Genomic DNA, 18,481 nt, shown 5'->3' on the forward strand with positions numbered 1-18,481 from the left:
CGCACACCCCGCCGGGCGGCGTCCGCCGGAGGGGCGTTTTTGTGATGCTGACTGGCGCGCCGCCATAGGGGAAAATCCAGGGAAAAGATTCGCTTTATTCATTTGATAACTTGTTCAGCCCTGTCCGATGCAATACCCCGGGCTTTGTTATGATGGTGGTTTTGATCCACGCGAAACCCGTCATGTTCGAATTTCTCTTCAAGCGTTCTGCCAGCAAGACTGCCGTCCCCGATCCTGTCGTGGCAGAACAGGCCGCCGCCTCGGCGCAGAGCGCATCGCGCCGCGCCGAACAGGTTGCGCGTGCCCATGCCGTGGCCGGCGACGAAGCCGCCGCCTTAGAATTCATCCTGTCCAGCGAATTTGCCGATGCCCGATTGATCGCGGCCGAACACGTCCATGCCTTGCCCCTGCTGGAAAAAGTCCACCAGGCCATGCGCAACACGGACCGCCGCGTGGCCAAGCTGATGCAGGGTCGCATCGACCTGATCCGCCACCAGGCCGCCGAGACGCAGCGCGCCCAGGCCAGCATCGACACGGCCCAGCGCCTGTTGAACGATGACAAGCTGAGCCCGAACCAGGTCGCCGAGCTGGATCGCCAATGGCAAGTCATCAAGGCCACGCCGGAACTGGCGACCGCCTTCACCGGCGCGCGCGCCGCCCTGGCCGCCCGCCTGGAAGCGCAAGTGGTACTGCAGCGCGCCGTGATCGATGCCGTCGCCGCCGCGCGCGCGCTGGCCAGCAATGGCCAGTCCGCCGGCGACCTGGCGCAGGCGCTGGCCCGTCTGGATGCGGAACATGCGCAGCATGCGCAATCGCCCGAGCGCGCTTCCTTGCCGAAACACCTGGAAAACGATTTCAGCCAGGCGCGCGAACAGGCGCAATCCGCCTTGCAAGCCCTGCAGCAGCACCAAGCCGTGTTCGATGCGCGCCAGGCCGCGCTGGCCGAATGGCAGGCGCAGGACGCCGCCACGCTCGACGTGGATACCCTGAAGCGTGCGTGGCAAGCCCTGCCGCGCCTGCCCGAGTCGCCCTTGTCCGACAGCCTGCAGCAGCAATTTGCGGCCGTGCTGGCCAGCGCGCCGGCGCCCGTGCAGGCGGCAACGCCAGAGGCCGCAGCGGCCCATGCCGACCCAGCGCCGCGCAAGCCGCGCCAGGAACACGCGCCCGTGTCGAAAGAAGCGACGGAGCAATTCTTTAAAGTACTCGACGCCATGGAAGCGGCGCTGCAGGATGGCTTGTTGCACGTGGCTTCCGAGCATGACAAGACCTTGCGCGATAGCAAGCACGGCCGGCTGACGCCTGCCCAGGCGGACCGCCTGGCCCACGTACGCGGTGAGTTCAAGCGCCTGGCCGACTGGGCGCGCTGGGGCGGCAACGTCTCGCGCGAGGAGCTGGTCAAAGCGGGCGAGGAATTGCCGGCGCAAGAACTCCCAATGGCAGAGCTGGCCAAGAAAGTGGGCAGCCTGCGCGAGCGCTGGAAGTCGCTCGACACCCTGTCCGGCCCGGCTCCGAAATCCCTGTGGGAACGTTTTGACGCGGCCTGCAGCCTCGCGTACGCGCCGGCGGCCCAGCATTTCAAGCAATTGGCCGAAGAGCGCCACGGCAATGCGGCGAAGGCCCAGGAACTGATCGCGGAAACGGCGGCCCTGGCGGCCGAAGAGAGTACCGACTGGAAACACGTCGCTTCCGCCTCGCAGCGCCTGCGCCAGGCGTGGACGCGCCTGGGCACCATCGACCGCAAGGAAAAGAAACGCCTGGATACGGAGTTCGGCGCCGCGCTGGACGCCCTGTCGAAGCCGCTGGACACGCAGCGCCAGATCGAGACGGCGCGCCGCGAACAATTGATCGTCGAAGTGGGCTTGCTCAAGCCATCGGAGCGCAATACGGTCGACATGCTCAAAGCCTTACAGGATAAATGGCAGGAACTGGCGAAAGCCCTGCCGCTGGAACGCCGCGCGGAACAGGCGCTGTGGCAGCGCTTCCGCGCCGCCTGCGACGATATCTTCGCCAAGCGCAAGGAAACGGCCCACGCGGCCGATCACGAGCGCCGCGAACACCTGCATGCGCGCGAAGCGCTGTGCGCCGCGCTGGAAACGGCCGTCGTGCCGGAGGGCGACGACAAGTCCCGCACGGCCTTCATCAATCACTTGCTGCGCGACACGCGCGCCGCCTGGAACGCTAGCGGTCCCGTGCCGCGCGCCAGCGAAGCGAAGATCGAGCAGCGCTACCACGCGGCCGTGGCTGGCGTGCAAGCGCAAGCGGACGCCATCGCCGAGCGCGCCGGCGCGGCGCAGGCCAACGCCTTGCGCGACAAGCTGCGCCTGGTGCAGGCGCTGGAAGCTACGCTGGCCGAGGGCGATGCCGGCACTGATGCGGCTGCCTGGACCGAACGCTGGGGCGCCTTGCCGCCGCTCGACACGCAATACGAACGCAGCCTGCAGCAGCGCTTTGCCGCCGCCCAGGCCGCGCTGGGCGAGGGCGCCGCCGCCTACGCGCAGCAATTGCAGGCCAACGAGGCCCGCTTGCTCGAGGAAGTCTTGCGCCTGGAAATCGTCGCCGGCGTCGACAGCGGCGCCGAATTTGCCCGCGACCGCCTGAAGATGCAGGTGGAAGTGCTGCAATCGTCGCTGAAATCGGGCCAGAAGCCGCTCACGCAAGTGTCGCAGCTGATGCAGCTGTGTGCGATTCCCGCCGCCACCGATGCGCGCACGGCCAGCCGCATCGAAACCCTGCTGCGCCGTATCGGAGGGCATGCCAAATGAGTACCAGTGTCCGCGTCCAGCACGCCGATTTTGACTTGAGTCAAGAAATCGCACAATTGCGTGCAGGCAACCCCAAGGTGGGTGCCGTCGTCGGCTTTGTCGGCACGGTGCGCGACATGAACGAGGGACTGGACGTGGCCGCCATGGAGCTCGAGCACTATCCGGGCATGACGGAGAAATCCATCGAGGCCATCGTCGAGCAGGCGCGCGGCCGCTGGCCCTTGTCCGGTGCGCTGGTGATCCACCGCGTGGGCCCCTTGCTGCCGCAGGAGCAGATCGTGCTGGTGGCGGTCTCGTCCGCCCACCGGGGCGAGGCCTTTGCCGCCTGCGAGTTCATCATCGACTACCTGAAGACGGAAGCGCCGTTCTGGAAGAAGGAAGACACGCCCGAAGGGGCGCGCTGGGTCGATGCGCGCGACAGCGACGAGACGGCGCTGGACAAGTGGACTGTAAAAGCAAGCACCATTTGAATCGTATCTGTCGCGCACGCTAGCATTTGCCCAAATGCAGCGGTTTTCTGCTTTGTGTATGCTTGAAAAGTACTGCCTCACCCCAATTTGGTTAACAACTAATTAACCGGGAGCGCTTTTCATGCGACAAGACAAACTCACTACCAAATTACAGGAAGCCCTGGCCGATGCGCAAAGCTTGGCCGTGGGCAACGACAACCCCTATATCGAACCAGTCCACCTGCTGACGGCCCTGTTGAACCAGGACGACGGCGGCGCCCGTTCGCTCTTGCAGCGGGCCGGCGTCAACGTGGGCGGCCTGTCCAAGGCCCTGGGCGCGTCCATCGAACGCTTGCCGAAGGTATCGGGCACGGGCGGCGACGTGCAGGTCAGCCGCGAATTCGTGGCCTTGCTGAATCTGGCCGACAAGGAATCGCAAAAGGCGGGCGACCAGTTCGTGTCCAGCGAAATGGTCTTGCTGGCCATGACGGACGACAAGTCCGACTGCGGCAAACTGGCGCGCGAAAACGGCCTGACCCGCAAGGCCCTGGAAGCGGCCATCGACGCCGTGCGCGGCGGCAACAAGGTCGATTCGCAAGAGGCCGAAGGCCAGCGCGAAGCCCTGAAAAAATACACGCTGGACCTGACGGAGCGTGCGCGCAAGGGCAAGCTCGACCCTGTCATCGGCCGCGACGATGAAATCCGCCGCACCATCCAGATCCTGCAGCGCCGCAGCAAGAACAATCCCGTGCTGATCGGTGAACCGGGCGTGGGCAAGACGGCCATCGTCGAAGGCCTGGCGCAGCGCATCGTCAATGGCGAAGTGCCGGAATCGCTGAAAGGCAAGCGCGTACTGTCGCTGGACATGGCTGCCTTGCTGGCCGGTGCGAAATTCCGCGGCGAATTCGAGGAACGCCTGAAATCCGTGCTGAAGGAACTGGCCATGGATGAAGGGCAAACCATCGTCTTCATCGACGAGATGCACACCATGGTGGGCGCGGGCAAGGCCGAGGGCGCGATGGACGCCGGCAATATGCTGAAACCGGCGCTGGCGCGCGGCGAGCTGCACTGCGTGGGCGCGACCACCCTCGACGAGTACCGCAAGTACATCGAGAAGGATGCCGCGCTGGAACGCCGCTTCCAGAAAGTGCTCGTCGACGAGCCGACCGTGGAGGCGACGATCGCCATCCTGCGCGGCTTGCAGGACAAATACGCGCTGCATCACAAGGTGGAAATCACGGACGCGGCCATCATCGCCGCCGCCGAGCTGTCGCACCGCTACATCACGGACCGCTTCCTGCCCGACAAGGCGATCGACCTGATCGATGAAGCGGCGGCGAAGATCAAGATCGAGATCGACTCGAAGCCGGAAGTGATGGACAAGCTGGAACGCCGTTTGATCCAGCTGAAGATCGAGCGCGAAGCCGTCAAGAAGGAAAAGGACGAAGCATCGTTGCGCCGCCTGGGCCTGATCGAGGAAGAAATCGTCAAGCTGCAGCGCGAATACAACGACTTCGAGGAAATCCTGAAGGCGGAAAAAGCCGTGGTGCAAGGCAGCACGCACATCAAGGAAGAGATCGAGCAAGTCAAGCTGCAGATGGAGCAGGCCACGCGCGAGAGCAATTGGCAGAAAGTGTCGGAGCTGCAATACGGCAAGCTGCCGCAGCTGGAAGCCCAGCTCAAGCAGGCTGACAGCGGAATCCCGAAACTCGATCCCGACCAGCCGAAGCTGCTGCGCACGGAGGTGGGCGCCGAGGAAATCGCCGAAGTGGTGTCGCGCGCGACGGGCATTCCCGTGTCGCGCATGATGCAGGGCGAGCGCGACAAGCTGCTGCACATCGAAGAGAAGCTGCATGAGCGCGTCGTGGGCCAGGATGAAGCGATCACGGCCGTGGCTGACGCCATCCGCCGTTCGCGCGCCGGCTTGAGCGACCCGAACCGTCCGTATGGTTCCTTCATGTTCCTGGGGCCGACGGGCGTGGGCAAGACCGAGCTGAGCAAGGCGCTGGCCACCTTCCTGTTCGATACGGAAGAATCGATGATCCGCATCGACATGAGCGAGTTCATGGAGAAGCATTCCGTGGCCCGCTTGATCGGCGCGCCGCCCGGCTACGTGGGCTACGACGAGGGCGGCTACCTGACGGAAGCCGTGCGCCGCAAGCCGTACAGCGTGATCCTGCTCGACGAAGTGGAAAAGGCGCATGCCGACGTCTTCAACGTGCTGCTGCAAGTGCTCGACGATGGACGCATGACGGATGGCCAGGGCCGCACGGTGGACTTCAAGAATACCGTCATCATCATGACCTCGAACCTGGGTTCGCATAAGATCCAGGCCATGGAAAGCGATGATCCCGGTGTCGTGAAGCTGGCCGTGATGGCCGAGGTACGCTCGCACTTCCGTCCCGAGTTCGTCAACCGTATCGACGAAATCGTCGTGTTCCACGGCCTCGACGAGAAAAACATCGGCGCGATCGCGAAGATCCAGCTGAAGATACTCGAAGAGCGTCTGGCGCGCATGGACATGCAGCTGAGTCTGACGGACGCGGCCTTGCAGCAAATCGCCGAAGCGGGTTACGACCCGGTATATGGCGCCCGTCCGCTGAAGCGGGCGATCCAGCAGCAGATCGAAAATCCGCTGTCGAAGCTGATCCTGGAAGGCAAGTTTGGCCCGAAAGACGAGATCCGCATCGACGCCCAGAACGGCAACCTGGTATTTACGGGGGCGCAGGTGGGGCTGGACAAGGTGTAATGTTGACCCCAGCGGCGAAAGGCTGGGGTCGGATCCTGAGGGTCCGACCCCGGTCTTTGCTTTTGGGTTGAATCTTAGCAAGGGCGCGATCAGGCTAGACCTGATCGCGCCCTTCTTGCTATCATCGGCACTATTTTCTGACTAATTCCGGAGGCGGTACGATGGCAAACACATGGCAAGCAGGGCGGCGCATTGGAGTGGGATTGACCTTGGCGGCAGCCGTGCTGGCATTGCCTGCGCACGCCCAGGAAGAAAAAGTCCTGAACATCTATAACTGGTCGGACTATATCGGCGACGATACGATCAAGAATTTTGAGAAGGAAACGGGCATCAAGGTACGCTACGACGTTTTCGACAATAACGAAATCCTCAATGCAAAACTGGTGGCGGGCAAGTCCGGCTACGACATCGTCGTGCCGACGGCCCAGTGGGCGCGCCTGCAGATCGATGCGGGCTTGCTGCGTAAACTCGACAAGAGCAAGCTGACGAATTTGGGCAACCTGGACCCGAACCTGCAGGCCAAGCTGTCGAAGATCGACCCGAACAACGATTACCTGGTCGACTGGCTGTGGGGCTACACGACGGTGGGCATCAACGTCAACAAGGTCAAGGCCGCGCTGGGCGGCATGCCCATGCCGGACAATGCCTGGGACCTGATCTTCGACCCGAAATACGCGGCGAAGCTGAAGTCCTGCGGCGTGTCCTTCCTCGACTCGCCGTCGGAAGTGCTGCCGGCCGCCCTGCAATACCTGGGCAAGCCCGCCTATTCGAAAGCGGCCGCCGATTACCAGGAAGCGGGCAAGGTGCTGCAGGCCATCCGCCCCTACGTGACCCTGTTCAGCTCGTCCGGCTACATCAATGACATGGCCAACGGTTCCGTCTGCGTGGCGCTGGGCTGGTCGGGCGACATCAATATCGCGCGTCAGCGCGCCATCGATGCGAAGAACGGCAATGTGATCCAGGTGCTGGTGCCGAAGACGGCCGCCCTGATGTTCGACACCATGGCCATCCCGGCCGACGCGCCGCATCCGACCAATGCGCACCTGTTCATCAACTACATTTTGCGCCCGCAAGTGCATGCCAGCCTGAGCAACAAGGTGTTTTACGCGAATCCGAATCCGGCCAGCATCAAGTATGTACGCAAGGACATCGGCGAGAATAAGGCCATCTTCCTGTCGGACGCCGACAAGCAGCGCATGGCCGCACCGGAAGCGACCACGGCCGATATCCGCCGCTTGATGACGCGCATCTATACGAAGTTCAAGACGGGAGTTTAAAGTACGAGCGTAAAAACAAGGATGGCGCGAGGGACGGGCCTGTAGGCCGTCGCTGGCGCCATGCGATATTGCCGAGGTGAACACTACTCGTGGTAGCGGTCCATCAGCTTGTGGTGACTGCCGCGCATTTCTTCGATCAGTTCAAAGGCGACGAAGCCGATGATGGCGGCGAAGATGGCGATGAAGAGAAAAACGAGGAAGGTTAACATGGTCTTTCAGCCGCCGTTGGACGGCTGTCCGCTGGGTTGCTCAATGTGCGAGAGCAGTGCTCCAACACGTAGTTGATGCAATTAAACTCTAGCAGATCGGCAGCGCTTTACAAGGCTGCCGAGTTGTAATTCCTGCTAGTATTTGTCCCAGCGCACTTTTTGCGCATTTCCTTCATTTCACTACCAGGTCATGCGCCATCACGGCTTTTAAATAGACGCTGATCGGATCGCCCGGTTCGCGCTGGGAAAACCACCATGCGCTGGCCTTGCGCAGTTCCCATTCCTGTTCTTCTCCCGTCAGCAGCAGGGCGGCCGCCTGGCCCAGGGTGGGCTGGTGGCCGACGATGAGCACGGTTTCCTTGCCGCCGGGCCAGTTGGCCGCCTTGAGGATATCTTCCGCCTCGGCGCCGGGCGCCAGTTCCGGCATCAGTTTGAACTTGCGGCCCAGCGCTTCGGCCGTTTGCAGGGTGCGCAGGGCGGGGCTGACGAGGATGCGGCAGTTTTCCGGCAATTGCGAAGCGAGCCATTCGCCCATGCGGCGCGCCTGTTTCTGCCCTTTGACGGTCAGGGCGCGTTCGAGATCGGGAACGCCCGGCTCGGCTTCTGCGTGTCGCCACAAGATGAGATCCATGTTGTGCTCCTCTGTGTTGAAATTGCCTATTCGCCGACCTCCGCGCCCGGCGTGCCCAGTGTGTGCATCAGGTATTGCTGGGCGCTGAACGGCATTTGCTTGCCGCGTGGCTTGCGGCGCGCATAGTGGCCCGTCGGCTCCAGTTCCCATGCATTTGTATTATCCTTCAAATATGGATTCAGGCCCTCGGCGATCACGCGCCGTTTCAGCGCCCGGTCCAGTACTGGGAAGGCCACTTCCACGCGGCGGAACAGGTTGCGGCTCATCCAGTCGGCGCTGGCCAGGTAGACATCGTGCGCCAGGTCGTTGCGGAAGTAGTAAATGCGGCTGTGTTCGAGGAAGCGGCCGATCACGGAGCGCACCTTGATGTTTTCCGACAGGCCAGGCACGCCCGGCTTCAGGGTGCAGGCGCCGCGCACGATCAGGTCGATCTTCACGCCATCGGTCGAGGCCGCATACAGGGCGCGGATCACGGATTCGTCGACCAGTGCGTTGACTTTCACGATGATGCGCCCGCGCCGGCCCGAACGGGCAATCTTCGCCTCGTTGCGGATCGCCTTGATGATCTCGCTTTGCAGGCCGAACGGCGCCAGCCACAAATGGTTCAGGTTGTGCGGCTTGGTCAGGCTGGTCAGGTGGATGAAGACTTCGTTCACTTCCACTGCCAGGTCCTGGTTCGCCGTCAGCAAGCCAAAATCCGTGTACAGCTTGGTGGTGGTGGGGTGGTAGTTGCCGGTGCCCAGGTGGGCGTAGAAGCGCAAGGAGCCTTCTTCGCGGCGGATGACGAGCGCCACCTTCGCATGGGTCTTCAGTCCCACGACGCCGTACACGACTTGCGCGCCGGCCTGTTCCAGCTTGTCGGCCCAGTTGATATTGGCTTCTTCGTCGAAGCGCGCCATCAATTCCACGATGACGGTCACCTCCTTGCCCATCTTCGCCGCCGTGATCAGCGACTCCATCAGGTCCGAGTTCATGCCCGTGCGGTAGATCGTCTGCTTGATGGCCACGACGGAGGGATCGTAGGCGGCGCTGCGGATGAAGTCGATCACCGTCTGGAACGACTGGTAGGGGTGGTGCAGCAAGATGTCGTGCTTGGTCAGGGCGGCAAAGATGTCGTTGCCGATGGCCTTATGGGCCAGACCGGGGAAAAACGGCGGAAAGCGCAGCTCCGGCTGCTTGACGTGGTCGATCATTTCCGACAGGCGCACCAGGTTCACGGGGCCGTTGACACGGTAGAGGCGGCTTTGATCCAGGCTGAACTGGTCGAGCAGGAATTGCGACAATTCTGGTGGGCAATTGCGCGCCACCTCCAGGCGCACGGAGGTGCCGAACTGGCGCCCCACCAGCTCGCCCTTCAAGGCCTGGCGCAGGTTCTTGACTTCGTCCTCATCGACCCACAGGTCGCTGTCGCGCGTGACGCGGAATTGCGAATAGGCGATCACTTCGCGCCCGGCGAACAGGTCCGAGATGTGCGCGTGGATAACGGACGATAATAAACAGAAAGACACGCCATCGCCGGAAATCTCGTCCGGCAGCTTGATGACGCGTGGCAAGACGCGGGGCGCCTTGACGATGGCGATCGCCGTGCCGCGGCCGAACGCATCCTTGCCGCTCAGCGAGACGATGAAATTGAGACTTTTATTGACCACTTGTGGGAATGGGTGGGCCGGGTCGAGGCCGATCGGCGTCAGCAGGGGGCGCACTTCGCGGTCGAAGTATTGCTTGACCCACGCGCGCTGCGCCTCGTTGCGGTCGCTGTCGCGCAGCAAATGCACGCCCGCTTCGCGCAGGGCCGGCAAGACGTCGTTATTCAATATCTCGTACTGGCGTTCCACCAGCGCATGGCATTCCTTGCCGATACGCTCCAGGTTGGCAGCCAGGGCAGGGTGGCCCGCCAGCGAACCGCCGATGCTGCCGGCCGCCAGCAGGCTGGCCACGCGCACCTCGAAGAACTCATCCATGTTACTGCTGACGATGCACAGGTAGCGCAGGCGCTCGAGCAGCGGAATGTTCGGATCTTCCGCCTGGGCCATCACGCGCCGGTTGAAAGTCAGTTGCGACAGCTCGCGGTCAAGCAGGATGCCCGATTTGGTCACTTCCGTGTGCAGTTCAGGTTTCATATTCTTTTGTCTTTGCAGATAGTTAATTCTAGCCGTATTTCATCATGTATGACGCGTTGTGAGTGTAATCATGAAATATGACGTAAGCGTGACATAAGCTGTCATAAAGCGTCGCCCGCGCTGTCATTTTTCACGCCGAAAATGGCATTTCTCCGGGCGTAGCCAATTATTTCAGGAATTTTTACCCATGTCATAAAGCTGTCATATTCGCTTGCTAGACTGCGCAGCATTCAACCGGGACTTTGAGCCCTAACAACCCTGAGGACTTGATATGCAAATGAAGCAAATGTTCAAATTTATCGTCGTGGGTGCTTCGGCAGCGATGGCATTTTCTTCCGCTTCCGTCATGGCGGCAGATATGACAGGTGCTGGCGCAACCTTCCCGTACCCGATCTACGCCAAATGGGCTGAGACGTACAAAGCCAACACGGGCAACGGCCTGAACTACCAGTCCGTCGGTTCCGGCGCTGGCATCAAGCAAATCAAGGCCAAGACTGTTGAATTCGGCGCCTCGGACATGCCTTTGAAGGCAGAAGAGCTGGAAGAAGCGGGCCTGATGCAGTTCCCGGCCATCATGGGCGGCGTGGTCACCATCGTCAACCTGGACGGCGTGACCCCAGGTCAGCTGAAAATGACGGGTAAAGTCGTTGGCGACATCTACCTGGGCAAGATCACCAAGTGGAGCGCTCCTGAAATCGCCGCGCTGAACAGTGGCGTCAAGCTGCCGGACACGGAAATCACCGTGGTGCACCGCGCCGACGGTTCGGGCACCTCGTTCCTGTTCACCGACTTCCTGTCGAAAACCAACCCGGAATTCAAATCGAAAATCGGCGCTGGCTCGGCTGTGAAATGGGCCGTGGGCGTGGGCGGCAAGGGTAACGAAGGCGTCGCCGCCAACGTACAGCGTATCAAGGGTTCGATCGGCTACGTCGAGTGGGCTTACGCCAAGAAAAACAAGATGTCGCACACCCAGCTGCAAAACAAGGATGGCAACTTCCTGCAGCCTGACGACGAAAACTTCAAGGCAGCAGCCGCTTCGGCACCTTGGACGCAAACCCCAGGCTTCGGCGTGGTCCTGACCGACCAGGCTGGCAAGAACAGCTGGCCTATCACCGGCGTGTCGTTCATCCTGATGCATAAAGTCCAGGCTGACGCAGGCAAGGCAAAAGAAGTCCTGAAATTCTTCGACTGGGCCTACAAAAACGGCGGCCCTGCTGCCGTCGAACTGGACTACGTGCCGATGCCGGCATCGGTCGTGAAACTGGTGCAGGAGTCGTGGAAAGCCAACCTGAAAGACGCATCGGGCAAGTCGATCTACTAATCCGATAGTCTGAATACAGCAATATCCATCCTTGTCCCCGCCAGCAGCACGGCGGGGGCAGGGAGTTAGCCAGGACCGCCCGCAAGCCCTTGCAGGCGGTCCTGGCTAAAGAAGCAACAATAAAACAAGAGTTCAAAATAGCGACACCGGCAGTACCACCCACATCTGGCACAATATGAGCGCACAATCTACCTCCTCCACGATCCCCATGCCAGGCGGCACCATGACCGATTCCATCAGTCACGCGCAAATGCTTTCCACCATGCGCAAGCAGCGCTTCCAGGATTTCATGTTCCACAAGGTGACGATGCTGTTCGCCCTGTCGGTGCTGATCGTCCTGGTCGGCATCATCATTTCGCTGATCATGGAATCGATACCGGCCTTCAAGACCTTCGGCCTGCATTTCATCGTGTCCGCGGAATGGGACCCCGTCAATGACCAGTACGGCGCCCTGATCCCCATCATCGGCACCCTGGTGACCTCGGTTATCGCCTTGCTGATCGCCTTTCCCGTCAGCTTCGGCATTGCCCTGTTCCTCACGGAAATCTGCCCGGCCTGGCTGCGCCGCCCGCTGGGCACGGCTGTCGAATTGCTGGCCGGCGTGCCATCGATCATCTACGGCATCTGGGGCCTGTTCGTGTTTGCGCCCCTGTTTGCCGACCACGTCCAGCCTATCCTGAAAGCCACCCTCGGCAACGTGCCCGTCATCGGCCAGCTGTTCAGCGGCCCCATGATGGGCATCGGTTTGCTGACGGCCGGCCTGGTGCTGGCCATCATGATCATCCCCTTCATCGCTTCCGTGATGCGCGACGTGTTCGAGATCGTCCCTGCCGTGCTGAAGGAATCCGCATATGGCCTGGGCTGCACGCGCTGGGAAGTCGTACGCAAGATCGTCTTGCCATACACCAAGACCGGCGTCGTCGGCGGCGTCATGCTGGGCCTGGGCCGCGCACTGGGCGAGACCATGGCCGTCACCTTCGTCATCGGCAACGCGAATAAACTGTCGTGGTCGCTGTTTGCCGCCGGTAACAGCATCACCTCCTTGCTGGCCAATGAATTCGGCGAAGCGCAATCCGAGCTGCACGTGGCCTCGCTGTTCTCGCTGGCCCTGATCCTGTTTGTCATCACCTTTATCGTCTTATCCGCCGCCAAGCTGATGCTGGCTGGCATGTCCCGCAAGGAAGGCACGAAATGAGCCAAGTAAGCACTCTCGACGTTCCGGTCAAGCCGGCCATGAACCCTGTCTACCGCAAGCGCCTGTTGATGCACCGCATCGGCATCGCCCTGTCGGTGGCCGCCATGGCCTTGGGCCTGGCCGTGCTCGTGTGGATCCTGTTCACCCTGGTGATCAAGGGTTTCGGCGCCTTGTCCGTCGACCTGTTCACGCAAACGACGCCGGCTCCCGGCAGCGAAGGCGGCGGCCTGATCAATGCCATCGTCGGCAGCGCCCTGATGGTGGGCCTGGCCACCGTCGTCAGCACCCCGATCGGCATCCTGGCCGGCATTTACCTGGCCGAATACGGCGAAGAAAACAAGCTGGCGCAAGTGACGCGCTTTGTGACGGACATCATGCTGTCGGCGCCATCGATCGTCATCGGCCTGTTCGTGTATGCTCTGTATGTGGCCCACGTCAAGCACTTCTCCGGCTATGCGGGCGCCATCGCGCTGTCCCTGATCGCCGTGCCGGTGGTCGTGCGCACGACGGACAATATGCTGCGTCTGGTGCCGAACAGCCTGCTGGAAGCCGCGTTTGCCCTCGGCGCGCCGCGCTGGAAGGTCGCTACCCTGGTGCGCTTGCGCGCCGTCAAGGCCGGCGTCATCACCGGCGTACTGCTGGCATTGGCCCGCATCGCCGGCGAAACGGCACCGCTGCTGTTCACGGCCCTGAATAACCAGTTCCAAAGCTTCAACATGAATGCGCCGATGGCCAACTTGCCGTCCGTCATCGCATCGTTTGCGATGAGCCCGTACGACAACTGGCGTTCGCTGGCATGGGGCGGCGCACTGCTGATCACCTTCAGCGTGCTGGCCTTGAATATCCTGTCGCGCACCGTGTTCAGCCAAAAAGTCCCTAATTAAACAGATACCGAGCGAAGCGAACCCATATGAATACGCAAATGAATCCAGCCCAAGACCTGGCACCAAAGAAAAAGACCATCGAGATTTCGGGCCTGAACTTTTTTTACGGCAAAACGCAAAGCTTGCATAACGTCAACCTGGACATCCACGAAAAGAAAGTCACGGCTTTCATCGGCCCGTCCGGTTGCGGCAAGTCGACCCTGCTGCGCACCCTGAACCGCATGTACGACCTGTATCCGGGCCAGCGCGCGGAAGGCTCGATCCTGTACCGCGGCCGCAACGTGCTCGACGCCGACCAGGACGTCAACATGCTGCGCGCCAAGGTCGGCATGGTGTTCCAGAAGCCGACACCGTTCCCCATGTCCGTGTACGACAACATCGCCTTTGGCGTGCGCCTGTATGAAGACCTGTCGAAGGGCGAGATGGACGAGCGCGTCGAGTGGGCCCTGAAAAAGGCTGCGCTGTGGGGCGAAGTCAAGGATAAGCTGAGCAAGAGCGGCCTGTCGCTGTCGGGCGGCCAGCAGCAGCGTTTGTGCATCGCGCGCGGCGTGGCCGTGAAACCGGACGTCTTGCTGCTCGATGAGCCGACCTCGGCGCTGGACCCGATCTCGACCTCTAAAGTGGAAGAGCTGATCAGCGAACTGAAACAGGATTACACGATCGCCATCGTGACGCACAATATGCAGCAGGCGGCGCGCTGCTCCGACTACACGGCCTATATGTACCTGGGCGAGCTGGTGGAATTCGGCGAAACGGACCAGATCTTCATGAATCCGGCCCGCAAGGAAACGCAGGATTACATCACGGGCCGCTTCGGCTGATCCATCCCGCATAGCGACTACAAGACAACTGAATACGGAGAGACAGCATGATAGGCGAACATTCATCCAAGCAATACGACAACGAACTCGAAGCGATCCGCTCGAAAGTGCTCCTGATGGGCGGCATCGTTGAAACCCAGTTCCTCGACGCGATGACGTGCTTTCGCATCGGCAACCCGGAGCGGGCCGACCGCGTGATGCGCGAAGACGACGTCGTCAATCAGCTGGAAGTGTCGCTGGACGACGCCTGCAGCCACCTGATCGTGCGCCGCCAGCCGGCCGCCAACGACTTGCGCACCATCATGGCCACCATCAAGGTGATTACCGACCTCGAGCGAGTAGGCGACGAAGCGACGAAAATCGCCCGCGTGGCGAAGAATCTGCACAAGCGCGGCAACGGCGTCGTCAACCACTACGAGATGGTGCGCGGCATCGCCAACACGGCCACCGACATGCTGCACGACGCGCTGGACGCATTCGCGCGCAACGATGGCAAGCAGGCTTTACAATTAATTGCACAAGATGCCATCATCGACCATGAGTTTCGGTCTATCATGCGCAACTTGATCACCTTTATGATGGAAGACCCGCGCACGATTTCGGCGGCGCTCGATACCCTGTGGGTGGCCAAGGCCATCGAACGGATCGGCGACCATGCGAAAAACATCGCCGAATACGTGATTTACGTGGTTGAAGGCAAGGACATCCGCCACACCAAGGTGGCTGCTCCCGCCATTTCCGAGGAGCTCCCTGAGTAAGCTTTATGGCATCTGATAAAACCACGGTATTGATTGTTGAAGATGAGCCGGCCATCGTTGAACTGGTGACCTATTCGCTGCGCGAATCCGGCTGGAATTGCTGTTCTGTACAAAATGTCGCCGATGCCTGGGAATTCATCCAGCACCGCACGCCGCATCTGATCCTGCTGGACTGGATGCTGCCGGATCAGACGGGCTTGCGCCTGCTGTCGCGCATCCGCGCCGACCGCAATTTCGCCGCCATCCCCGTCATCATGCTCACCGCCAAGAGCATGGAAGAAGACAAGCTGGCCGGCTTGAACAGCGGGGCCGACGATTACGTCACCAAGCCGTTCTCGCCGCGCGAGCTGCTGGCCCGCGCCAAGGCGCTGTTGCGACGCAAGAGCCCGGAACACGCGCAGGCGCCCATGCGCGCCGGCAACGTGGCACTGGACCCCGTCAGCTGCACGGTGATGATGGATGAACAGAAGATCGATATCGGCCATGCCGAATACAAGCTGCTGAAATTCCTGCTGGCCCATCCGGAGCGCGTGTTTTCGCGCAGCCAGCTGCTCGACAAGGTGTGGGGCGACCATGTGGTGATCGAGGAACGCACGGTCGATGTCCACGTATTGCGCTTGCGCAAAGCCTTGAAGGAGGCGGAAAGCCTGATCAAGACGGTGCGCAGCGTCGGCTACATGTTGTCTGAAAAGTAAAGCTGGCCTCTATGAATCCGAAATTGCTGTTCTGGGTACCGGCCGCCTTGCGCATGGTGCTGGCGCTGCTGGGCGTAGCCGTCGTCTGGTATCTGTTTGGCGCCACGTATGCGCTGGGCATCGCCTTCGTGCTGATGGCCATGATGGTGTTCGTGCAGCTGTCGTATCTGTTCCAGCTGAGTAATTGGCTGGACAATCCGCAAAGCGCCAAGCTGCCCGACGGCTGGGGCGCCTGGACCAGCATCTTCGCGCGCCTGTACCGCATGCGCCGCGACGACGAGAAAAACCAGGCCGAGCTGACGGAATGGCTGGCGCGTTTCCGCCAGGCCATGCACCTGCTGCCGGACGGCGTCGTCATCATGGATGACGTGCTGTTCCTCGAATGGTGCAACCCGGCCGCCGAGAAGCATCTGGGTCTCACGCACGAGCGCGACAAGGGCATGCGCGTGACGAACCTGATCCGCAGCCCCGAGTTCATGGATTACATCATCCTGGGCCGCTACGACCAGCCGCTGACGATCACCTTCCGCAACCGCAAGCTGATCGTGCAGATCATTCCGTTCGAAAACCGCCGCCAGATCCTCGTCACGCACGACGTGACGGAGACGGAACGCATCGAAATGATGCGCCGCGACTTCATCGCCAACGCCTCGCACGAACTGCGCACGCCGCTGACGGTCATCGTGGGCTTCCTGGAAATCGCTTCCGCCGAGCTGGACCTGGACGCCGCCACGCGCGCCGCCCACCTCAAGCTGATGACGGAGCAGGGCCACCGCATGCAGCATCTGATCGAGGATATGCTGACCCTGTCGCGCCTGGAATCGGTCGACTATCCGCTGCGCCCCGAGCCCGTGGATATCAAAAAGCTCATGCAGCAAGTCTTGCGCGACGCCAAGGGCTTGTCGGCGGGCAAGCATGAAGTGACGATGGAATGCAACGGTCCCGATGTGCTGGGCAGTTATGACGAGCTGTACAGCGCGTTTGGCAACCTGGCTTCGAACGCCGTGCGCTACACGCCGGCCGGCGGCACCATCACCCTGCGCTGGCAGGATGGCCCGGCCGGGCCGCAATTCATCGCGCAAGATACGGGCATCGGCATCAGCCAGGAACATATCTCGCGTCTGACGGAACGTTTCTACCGCGTCGACAAGAGCCGGTCGCGCGAAACCCAGGGCACGGGCCTGGGCCTGGCCATCGTCAAGCACGTGCTGCTGCGCCACGGCGGCACCTTGGCCATCCAGTCCGTGGCCGACAAGGGCAGCAGCTTTATCGTCAGCATGCCCAAATCCGTCGTCACGCCGCTGCAGGGCGAGCTGCTGGTCAAGTAGGCCGGGGGAGGGGAGCATCCCCTCCCTGTTACCCGTGCGACTAGTGCAAGGATGGCATAAGTCGTTACAATCAGGCCATGACTTTAATCAACGCCTCTTTTCGCCACGCCGGCGCGCAGCAACTGGCCCAGTCGCTGCAGGCCGCGCGCCAGGATACTCTTTCCCTGTTCGACTGTTACGTCACGGCCGGACTGGACGTGGTGGCCGGCTTGCCCCGGCATCCGCGCCTCACGCCACCCTTGTGGCAACTTGCGCACATCGCCTGGTTTGCCGAGTGGTTCATCCTGCGCGAAGCCGCTTCCAGCCATCCGGCCGACGCCATTTATAACTCCCTGCTGACGCGCGGCGACGACTTGTTCGACGCCAACATGGTGGAGCATCGCGCGCGCTGGAAGCTGGAACTGCCCAGCCCGGGCGCCGTGAAAACGTATTGCCACGAGGTGCTCGACAGGGTCTTGGATAAACTCTCGCGCGAAGCCAATGTCGACAGCGCCCTGGCGCCGTACCGGCTGGCGCTGGCGCATGAAGACTTGTGCGGCGAGGAAATGCTGGCCGGCTTGCAATGGATGGGCCTGGAGGCGCCGGAATCCCTGGCGGCCAGCCCGGCCCTGCCGCCGGGTGCGGGCGAGATCGCTTTTCCTGGTGGCACCATTGAACTGGGCTCGCCGCGCGGCGCCGGGTTTGCCTTCGACAATGAATCGCCGCCCTACAGTTGCTACGTGGCGCCGTTTTCCATCGATGCCTGCGCCGTATCCAACGCCCAGTTTGCCGATTTTGTCGCCGATGGCGGCTACCAGAACCGCCAGTTCTGGAGCGCTGCCGGCAGCGCCTGGCTGATGCAGCAGGAGCGCTCGTCGCCCCTGTACTGGCTGCGCGAAGCAACGCAGTGGCGCACCATGCGTTTCGGCCAGCGCACGACCTTGCCGCCGAACGAAGCCGTGCGCCACATCAACCTGTATGAGGCGCAGGCGTATTGCGCCTGGGCGGGGCGCCGCCTGGCGACCGAGGCGGAATGGGAGTATGCTGCGCTGTCCGGTCATCCGCGTTTCCATTGGGGCCAGGTGTGGGAGTGGACGGCGACGCCGTTCGAGCCGTATCCGGGCTTTGCGGTGGATGCCTGGCGCGAATATTCCGCGCCATATTTCATGCGGCACCAGGTGCTGCGCGGCGCCGCCTTCGCCACGCCGCCGCGGCTGCATTCGGCCCGCATGCGCGCCTTCCACGCGCCCGAACGGGGCGACATCTTTGCCGGCCTGCGCACCTGCGCCTGGTAGCGCGCCGA

The 18,481-nt window shown here is 61.9% G+C and carries 15 protein-coding genes; 12 read left to right on the plus strand and 3 right to left on the minus strand.

From position 1 onward, the window contains the following. Positions 1-149 precede the first annotated feature (149 nt). From CSQ91_RS01940 to CSQ91_RS01955, 4 genes are all read left to right on the plus strand, one after another. Complete coding sequence (locus CSQ91_RS01940) at positions 150-2,762, plus strand: DUF349 domain-containing protein (protein ID WP_257217192.1); 2,613 nt, start codon at positions 150-152, stop codon at positions 2,760-2,762. Next, a complete protein-coding gene (gene moaE / locus CSQ91_RS01945) occupies positions 2,759-3,232 on the plus strand; it encodes a molybdopterin synthase catalytic subunit MoaE (RefSeq protein WP_034778112.1) in 474 nt (157 codons plus the stop codon). Before CSQ91_RS01940 ends, moaE begins: the two co-directional genes overlap by 4 nt. A gap of 121 nt (positions 3,233-3,353) precedes the next feature. Beyond that, positions 3,354-5,960 carry an ATP-dependent chaperone ClpB gene (clpB, locus tag CSQ91_RS01950; RefSeq protein WP_070254148.1) on the plus strand — a complete coding sequence of 869 codons (2,607 nt, stop codon included), beginning with the start codon at positions 3,354-3,356 and terminating at the stop codon, positions 5,958-5,960. Between the two features lie 161 nt (positions 5,961-6,121). Beyond that, entirely contained in the window at positions 6,122-7,237 is a 1,116-nt protein-coding gene (locus CSQ91_RS01955; RefSeq protein ID WP_034778116.1) for a polyamine ABC transporter substrate-binding protein, read from the plus strand. Positions 7,238-7,320: 83 nt separating this feature from the next. Here the strand turns inward: CSQ91_RS01955 and CSQ91_RS29115 are convergent, their stop codons facing one another. The 3 genes from CSQ91_RS29115 to ppk1 form a co-directional block, all read right to left on the minus strand. Next, positions 7,321-7,446, minus strand: coding sequence for a hypothetical protein (locus tag CSQ91_RS29115; RefSeq protein WP_254926692.1), 126 nt, complete (start codon positions 7,444-7,446; stop codon positions 7,321-7,323). A 172-nt stretch (positions 7,447-7,618) separates the two neighbouring features. Continuing rightward, positions 7,619-8,077 (minus strand): phosphohistidine phosphatase SixA, encoded by a 459-nt coding sequence (sixA, locus tag CSQ91_RS01960; protein ID WP_070254143.1) that lies wholly within the window; start codon positions 8,075-8,077, stop codon positions 7,619-7,621. A gap of 26 nt (positions 8,078-8,103) precedes the next feature. Further along, entirely contained in the window at positions 8,104-10,197 is a 2,094-nt protein-coding gene (gene ppk1, locus CSQ91_RS01965) for a polyphosphate kinase 1 (RefSeq protein ID WP_099387219.1), read from the minus strand. 286 nt (positions 10,198-10,483) lie between these two features. Here ppk1 and pstS point away from each other — a divergent pair, with 286 nt between their 5' ends. The 8 genes from pstS (at position 10,484) to senA (ending at position 18,473) form a co-directional block, all read left to right on the plus strand. Beyond that, positions 10,484-11,518 (plus strand): phosphate ABC transporter substrate-binding protein PstS, encoded by a 1,035-nt coding sequence (gene pstS / locus CSQ91_RS01970; protein WP_371933509.1) that lies wholly within the window; start codon positions 10,484-10,486, stop codon positions 11,516-11,518. Positions 11,519-11,741: 223 nt separating this feature from the next. Beyond that, the gene (gene pstC / locus CSQ91_RS01975) at positions 11,742-12,713 is read left to right on the plus strand and encodes a phosphate ABC transporter permease subunit PstC (RefSeq protein ID WP_225240714.1); all 972 of its coding nucleotides are present in this window, start codon (positions 11,742-11,744) and stop codon (positions 12,711-12,713) included. Then, complete coding sequence (pstA, locus tag CSQ91_RS01980; protein ID WP_099387220.1) at positions 12,710-13,597, plus strand: phosphate ABC transporter permease PstA; 888 nt, start codon at positions 12,710-12,712, stop codon at positions 13,595-13,597. The genes pstC and pstA overlap by 4 nt, the downstream gene beginning before the upstream one ends. Positions 13,598-13,635: 38 nt before the next feature. Then, the gene (gene pstB, locus CSQ91_RS01985; RefSeq protein ID WP_010396817.1) at positions 13,636-14,418 is read left to right on the plus strand and encodes a phosphate ABC transporter ATP-binding protein PstB; all 783 of its coding nucleotides are present in this window, start codon (positions 13,636-13,638) and stop codon (positions 14,416-14,418) included. A gap of 47 nt (positions 14,419-14,465) precedes the next feature. Then, positions 14,466-15,176, plus strand: a complete 711-nt coding sequence (gene phoU, locus CSQ91_RS01990; protein ID WP_034778131.1) for a phosphate signaling complex protein PhoU — start codon at positions 14,466-14,468, stop codon at positions 15,174-15,176. 5 nt (positions 15,177-15,181) lie between these two features. Continuing rightward, on the plus strand, positions 15,182-15,871 hold the full coding sequence (locus tag CSQ91_RS01995; RefSeq protein ID WP_034755074.1) for a response regulator: 690 nt from the start codon (positions 15,182-15,184) through the stop codon (positions 15,869-15,871). An 11-nt stretch (positions 15,872-15,882) separates the two neighbouring features. Then, the gene (gene phoR / locus CSQ91_RS02000) at positions 15,883-17,199 is read left to right on the plus strand and encodes a phosphate regulon sensor histidine kinase PhoR (protein ID WP_034778134.1); all 1,317 of its coding nucleotides are present in this window, start codon (positions 15,883-15,885) and stop codon (positions 17,197-17,199) included. A 77-nt stretch (positions 17,200-17,276) separates the two neighbouring features. Next, positions 17,277-18,473, plus strand: coding sequence for a selenoneine synthase SenA (gene senA, locus CSQ91_RS02005; protein WP_257217193.1), 1,197 nt, complete (start codon positions 17,277-17,279; stop codon positions 18,471-18,473). Positions 18,474-18,481: the final 8 nt, after the last annotated feature.

It is taken from the genome of Janthinobacterium sp. BJB301 (assembly GCF_002735685.1).
Taxonomy (GTDB): Bacteria; Pseudomonadota; Gammaproteobacteria; order Burkholderiales; family Burkholderiaceae_D; genus Janthinobacterium; species Janthinobacterium lividum.